The organism is Streptomyces sp. NPDC001678 (assembly GCF_042892945.1).
Taxonomy (GTDB): Bacteria; Actinomycetota; Actinomycetes; order Streptomycetales; family Streptomycetaceae; genus Streptomyces.
Genome location: NZ_JBIAUP010000003.1, coordinates 570,854 through 576,853, shown reverse-complemented (window position 1 = coordinate 576,853; position 6,000 = coordinate 570,854). Strand labels below are relative to the sequence as shown.

Sequence of the window (6,000 nt, the reverse complement as noted above, 5' to 3'; positions counted from 1 at the left end):
TCCCTTCGGTGTTTCCAACCTTACCAGATCCGTTTTCCGTTCCGTTCCCGGTTCGGATTCCTTTTCCGGCCCCCTGTTGGAGCGGGGTTTCTCGCGCCTTCCGGCGTGATCACTACTTTAGCGGATTTCCCCCGCGGCGCCTAATCGGCACCCGTTCCGAATTCCGGACACGCCGAAATTCATCCCGTTCAAGGGTCATGCAAAGAGGTGATCGCCGCCGATGCGGCTGGAGTGGCTGTCCCGGAACCGTATCGGCCCCGTGACAACTCGGAGAACACTACGGATCCGACGGACCCGTGTCAACCGGCCCCCAAAGGGTCCCCGGAGGGCTTCCCCAAGGGCTCCCCGATGGACTCAGTCGAGGTCGTTGAGCCGTCCCCCGGCGTCCGGTTGGGTGCGCTCCACGCGGCGCAGCAGGCGGGTCAGCATCGCGCCGAGCTGGGCGCGCTCGTCCGTCGAGAGGTCCTGGAGGAGTTCCTCCTCGAAGACGGTGGCCTTGCGCAGGCCCTCCAGCCACTTCGCCCGGCCTTCCTCCGTGATGCCGACGATCACGCGGACGCGGTTGTTCTCGTCCCGCTCCCTGGTGACGAGGCCCTCCGCGACCATGCGGTCGATGCGGTGGGTCATGGCGGCGGGGGTGAGGCCGAGGCGTTTGGCGAGGTCGCCGGGGCCCAGGCGGTAGGGGGTGCCGGCGAGGACGAGGGCCTTGAGGACCTCCCACTCGGCGTTGCTCATGCCGAGCTCCGCGGTCTGGCGGCCGTACGCGACGTTCATGCGGCGGTTGAGGCGGCTGAGAGCGGAGACGACGCGTTCCACCTGCGGATCCAGGCCTTGGTACTCGCGCTGGTAGACGGCGATCTGCTCTTCGAGGCTCGGCTCGGCGGGCCCGGGGGTGTCTGCCATGAGCGGCAGTATCGCAGAAATCATTCGCGCTAAAGCCCTTCGCCATGTACTCTTTAGCTTCGAACTTTACCATCGAAGTCTTCAACCTTGAGGGGTGAGTGTGACCACCGCGATGGGCGCGGCACTGCGCCGGATCCAGTTGGGCAACGCGTTGAGCGCGTTCGGCAACGGCTTCACGGTTCCGTATCTCTACGTCTATGTGGCGAAGGTGCGGGACCTGGGAGCGGGGACAGCGGGGCTGACGCTGTTCACGCTGGCCGTGGCCGCGCTGATCGTGCTGCCCTTCACCGGTCGGGCGATCGACCGGCGGGGTCCGTTGCCCGTGGCCATCGTGGGTACGGTCTCGGCGGCCATCGGTTCGCTGGGGCTGGGTCTGTCGAGCGTCACCCCGCTGGTCATCGCGTCCGCGGCCGCGCTCGGTGCGGGTATCGCGGTGATCCAGCCGTCGCTGGCGACCATGATCGTGTGGTGCTCGACGCCGCTGACCCGCTCCCGCTCGTTCGCCACCCAGTTCTTCCTCAACAACCTGGGCCTCGGTCTCGGTGGGCTCATCGGCGGTCTGATGGTCGACGAGAACGCCGCGTCGAGCTTCATCCGGCTGTTCGGCATCGAGGCGGTGATGTTCCTGGTCCTGGGTGCGACGGTGGCGACCGTGAAGCTGCCGGAGGTTCCCCGGGTCGAGGACGCCGTGCCGACGGAGGGCCGGCCCGAGGGCGCGTGGCGCACCCTGCTGCGGGACCGTTCCATGGTGTGGCTGTGCGTGCTGGGCTTCGTGATGTTCTTCGCCTGCTACGGACAGTTCGAGTCGGGGCTGGCGGCGTACGCCACGGAGGTCACCCACGTCTCCCCCGCCACGCTGGGCATCGCGCTGTTCGCCAATACGGCCGCGATCGTCGTGACGCAGTTCGTTGTGCTGAAGCTGGTGGAGGGCCGTCGGCGCAGCCGGGTCATGGCGCTGGTCGGGCTGATCTGGACCGTGGCATGGGTGGCCGCGGCGCTGTCCGGGCTGGTGCACGGTGCGCAGGCGGTGGCCACGGGGCTGCTGATCTCCACCTATGTGCTGTTCGGTGTCGGTGAGTCGATGCTGTCGCCGACCGTGGCGCCGCTGGTGGCCGACCTGGCTCCGGCGTCGCTGATCGGTCAGTACAACTCGGCCTTCGCTCTGGTGAAACAGCTGGCGATGGCCTCGGGGCCGCTGCTGGGCGCGCTGCTGGTGGGGCTGGGGCTGTCCGGTGTCTATGTGACGCTGCTGATCATGTGCTCGCTCGGCATCACGGCGCTGGCCCTGCGGCTGGGGCGCCGGCTCACGGCGGCGCAGGACAATCCGTTCCTCGCCCGTGCCCAGCGGGCCCGGGTCGTCGCCCCCGCCGAGACCGACGAGCGAGTGCCCGTGGCGGCGTAATACATATAAAGAAGGGTGTGGCCTGGCCGGAAGTGAAAGCTTCCGGCCAGGCCACACCCTTATTCGTGCTTATTCGTGCTTATTCGTGCACACCTACGCCCGGCAGCGCGAACTCGCACCAGACGGCCTTGCCGCCGCCCGGGGTGCGGCGTGAGCCCCAGGACGAGGCGATGGTGGCGATGATCGAGATGCCGCGGCCGGCCTCGTCCGCGGGCTCGGCGCGGCGGCGGCGCGGCAGGTGGTCGTCGCCGTCGGTGACCTCGATGATCAGGCGGCGGTCGGTGCGGCGCAGCCGGAGCCGCATGGGCGGTTCGCCGTGCTGGAGGGAGTTGGCCACGAGCTCGCTGGCGGCCAGGACGCCCAGGTCGCGGAGCTCGGTGGGGAAGCGCCAGCTGGCGAGGACGCCCGAGGCGAAGGCGCGGGCGCGGGGTGCGGCCTCGATGCCGCCGAGGAGCTCGAGCGCGGCGTTGTGGAAGAGCTCGGCGTCGTGGCCGGTGCGGAAGGGGTGCTGGAGGACGAGCATGGCGACGTCGTCGTCGTGTTCCTGGGTGACGCCGAGGGCGCGGATGAGGCGGTCGCACATCACCTGGGGTGAGCCGGTCGCACCCGCGAACGCCCGCTCGAGTGCGGCGACGCCTTCGTCGATGTCCTCGTGGCGGCGTTCGACCAGGCCGTCCGTATAGAGGACGGCGCTGGAGCCGGGGCCGAGGGGCATGCTGCCGGAGGTGTGGAGCCAGCCTCCGGTGCCGAGCGGGGGGCCGGTGGGCTCGGCGGCCCGGTGGACGGTGCCGTCGGGGTCGCGGACGAGGATCGGCAGATGGCCCGCCGAGGCGTAGACGAGGCGGCCCTCGTTGGGGTCGTGGACGGCGTAGACGCAGGTGGCGATCTGGGTGGCGTCGATCTCGGAGGCGAGGCCGTCGAGGAGCTGGAGGACCTCGTGGGGTGGGAGGTCCAGGCGCGCGTAGGCCCGTACGGCGGTGCGGAGCTGGCCCATGACGGCGGCCGCGCGGACGCCTCGGCCCATGACGTCGCCGATGACGAGCGCGGTGCGGCCGGCGCCGAGGGTGATGACGTCGTACCAGTCGCCGCCGACGGCGGTGTCGCTGCCGCCGGGCTGGTAGGTGGCGGCGACGCGGAGGTCGTCGGGCTGCTCCAGCTCCTGGGGGAGGAGGCTGCGCTGGAGGGTGACGGCCGCCTCGCGCTGGCGGCGTTCGCTGGCGCGCAGTCGTTCCGCGGCTTCCACCTGGTCGGTGACGTCGGCGGCGAAGACGAGGACGCCGCGCCGACTGTCCTTGCTGTCCCTGTCGTCCCTGCTGCTGTCCTCGCTGTTGTCCTCGCCGACGTCGATGGGGGTGCAGGTGAAGGTGTAGTAGCCGTGGCGGCCGGGGGCGACGGGGACGCGGCGGGACTTGACCGTGCGGGGTTTGCGGCTGCGCAGGACCTGGTCCATCAGGGGGAGCAGGCCGAGCTCGGTGAGCTCGGGAAGGGCGTCGCGGGCCGGGCTGCCGGGGACGCGGGGGCCGAAGAGGTCGGCGTAGGCGTCGTTGACGTAGGCGATGCGGTGTTCGGGGCCGTAGACGACGGCGACGAGGGCCGGGACCGTGCCGAGGATGTCGTGGACGGAGAGCGCGTCGAGCCGGGGGACTGGCTCGGCGTCCGGCGCCGGGGCGCACTCGGCCCGGGCGGGGGGCACGGTGCCGGGACCGGATCCCGTGCCCGTTCCGGTGGGGCCGCTGCCGCCGGAGGGTGCGGGTTGTGGCTGCTGCGGGGGCGTGGCGGGCGTGCGGTCGGCGCGCGCCGCTGCTCGGCGCTGTGTTCCGGGGAGCCGGGCGCTCCAGCGGGTGAAGTTCACTGAGGATTACCTCGCGGAGTCGTTCCGGGTCAGCTCGGCGACGTGGGATGCCTTGCGGGGTGGCGGTGCCGCGCGCCCGGCTCGGCGGCGCGGTTGGCGGTGCGGGGGCCGGCCCCCGGGGGAGTGCAGCAAACGTCCGGATCCTCATGATTGTTACTCTTCGCGGCTACCAGCCCACCCATGGTCACACGTCCAGTGTGGCCGACGGGTCCGACATTCGTCAGACGCCGCGTCCCAAAAAAGGCGTTCCCGTGCTGCGGGCCGCGCCCGTCGTCGGCGTCAACTCGCCTCCGGGTGGCGTCCGGTGCCCGCCGCGAGCTCGAACTCGGCCCGGGGGTTCTCCAGGGAGCCGAGCGAGACGATCTCGCGTTTGAACAGCCCGGAGAGGGTCCAGTCGGCGAGGACGCGTGCCTTGCGGTTGACGGTGGGGACCCTGCTGAGGTGGTAGGCGCGGTGCATGAACCAGGCGGGGTAGCCCTTGAGCTTCCTGCCGTAGACGTGGGCGACGCCCTTGTGGAAGCCGAGGGAGGCTACGGAGCCGATGTACTTGTGGCGGTAGTCCTGGAGGTCGTGGCCGCGGAGGGAGGCGATGACGTTCCGGGCGAGGACCTTGGCCTGGCGCACGGCGTGCTGGGAGTTGGGGGCGCAGGTCGTGCCGGCCTGGGCGGCGGTGAGGTCGGGGACGGCCGCGGCGTCCCCGGCGGCCCAGGCGTGCTCGACGCCGTCCACGGCGAGGGCGGCGGTGCAGACGAGCCTGCCGCGCTCGTCGAGGGGCAGGTCGGTGGCGGCGAGGACGGGGTGGGGTTTGACACCGGCGGTCCATACGAGCGTGCGGGTGGGGAAGCGGGAGCCGTCGCCAAGGACGGCGACGCGGTTCTCGCACGACTGGAGGCGGGTGTCGAGGCGTACGTCGATGTTGCGGCCGCGCAGCTCGCGGATGGTGTACAGGCCCATTTCCTCGCCGACTTCGGGGAGGATGCGATGGCTCGCCTCGACCAGGATGAACTTCAGATCTTCGGGCTGGATGTTGTGGTAGTAACGGGTGGCGTAACGGGCCATGTCCTCCAGCTCGGCGAGCGCTTCCACGCCCGCGTAGCCGCCGCCGACGAAGACGAAGGTGAGGGCGGCGTAGCGGACTTCGGGGTCGCGGGTGGAGGAGGCGATGTCGAGCTGTTCGAGGACGTGGTTGCGCAGGCCGACGGCCTCCTCGACCGTCTTGAAGCCGATGCCGTAGTCGGCGAGGCCGGGGACGGGGAGGGTGCGGGAGATGGACCCGGGGGCGAGGATCAGCTCGTCGTAGTGGAGGTCGACGGCTCCGGTGCCCTCCTCCTCGGTGGCGAGGGTCTTGACGGTGGCGGTGCGGTTCGCGTGGTCGATGGCGGTGACCTCGCCGGTGAGGACCTGGCATTTGCCGAGGACCTGGCGCAGGGGGACGACGACGTGGCGGGGCTGGATGGAGCCGGCGGCGGCCTCGGGCAGGAACGGCTGGTAGGTCATGTACGGCTCGGGGTCGATGACCAGGATGTCGGCCTCGCCGCGCTTGAGCTTCCGCTGGAGGCGCAGGGCGGCGTACATCCCCACGTAGCCGCCGCCGACGACCAGGATGCGCGCGGGGGCGGAGGCTTCCCGGGTGGTTTCCCGGGTGGAGGCTTCCCCAGCGGTTTCCCGGGCGGGGGGCTCGGTGGCCGGAGCGGTGGCCTTGTCGGTGGCGGGGTCGGTGGCCTTGTCGGTGGCGGGGTTGGTGGCCGGATCGGTTCCCGCCGGTGCGGGTTTCCGCTCCTCCCGCTCCTGCCGTCCCTCGTGCCCCTCGCGCGCCGGTCCGCTCTCCAAGGCCCTCTTCCTC

General features: G+C 71.0%; 4 protein-coding genes. 1 reads left to right on the top strand and 3 read right to left on the bottom strand.

Annotated elements, in window-relative coordinates; translation table 11 throughout:
- Nucleotides 1-354: 354 nt before the first annotated feature.
- Nucleotides 355-903 carry a MarR family winged helix-turn-helix transcriptional regulator gene (locus ACFYZR_RS09410; protein ID WP_391907287.1) on the bottom strand — a complete coding sequence of 183 codons (549 nt, stop codon included), beginning with the start codon at nucleotides 901-903 and terminating at the stop codon, nucleotides 355-357.
- Between the two features lie 100 nt (nucleotides 904-1,003).
- On the opposite strand from ACFYZR_RS09410, the gene ACFYZR_RS09405 reads away from it, so the two are divergent.
- Nucleotides 1,004-2,305: an MFS transporter gene (locus ACFYZR_RS09405; RefSeq protein WP_391907355.1), complete on the top strand. Its 1,302-nt coding sequence runs from the start codon at nucleotides 1,004-1,006 to the stop codon at nucleotides 2,303-2,305.
- A 79-nt stretch (nucleotides 2,306-2,384) separates the two neighbouring features.
- Here ACFYZR_RS09405 and ACFYZR_RS09400 read toward each other — a convergent pair whose 3' ends face one another.
- Complete coding sequence (locus ACFYZR_RS09400) at nucleotides 2,385-4,157, bottom strand: SpoIIE family protein phosphatase (protein WP_391907285.1); 1,773 nt, start codon at nucleotides 4,155-4,157, stop codon at nucleotides 2,385-2,387.
- Between the two features lie 279 nt (nucleotides 4,158-4,436).
- Nucleotides 4,437-5,732, bottom strand: coding sequence for an NAD(P)/FAD-dependent oxidoreductase (locus ACFYZR_RS09395; RefSeq protein ID WP_391907353.1), 1,296 nt, complete (start codon nucleotides 5,730-5,732; stop codon nucleotides 4,437-4,439).
- Between the last annotated feature and the right edge of the window lie 268 nt (nucleotides 5,733-6,000).